This window comes from Pandoraea sp. PE-S2R-1, from assembly GCF_002179865.1.
GTDB lineage: Bacteria > Pseudomonadota > Gammaproteobacteria > Burkholderiales > Burkholderiaceae > Pandoraea.
This window is the reverse complement of the sequence record NZ_NGUR01000184.1, coordinates 1-284: the sequence shown is the minus strand read 5'-3', so window position 1 is coordinate 284 and position 284 is coordinate 1. Positions and strand designations below refer to the sequence as shown.

At 60.2% G+C, this 284-nt stretch carries 1 pseudogene; it reads right to left on the bottom strand.

The features are described 5' to 3' along the window. Nucleotides 1-284: pseudogene (locus CDV44_RS27625) on the bottom strand (23S rRNA (adenine(2503)-C(2))-methyltransferase RlmN); the annotation flags it as partial.

Below are 284 nucleotides of genomic sequence, written 5' to 3'. Positions count from 1 at the left end.
CACGACACCCGAGGTCGACAGCGTGACACGGCGACGCGACAGCCCGTAGGCGTTGTCGTCGAGCATCAGGCGCATTGCACCCACCACATTGTCGAAGTTGAGCAGCGGCTCGCCCATGCCCATCATCACCACGTTGGTGATGACGCGCTCGTTCTTGCCCTCGCGTCCAAGATCACGACGCAACGCGAATTCGGCCATCCACAATTGACCGATGATTTCGCCAAGCGACAGATTGCGCGAAAATCCCTGCTTGCCGGTCGAACAGAACCGGCAGTTGACAGCGC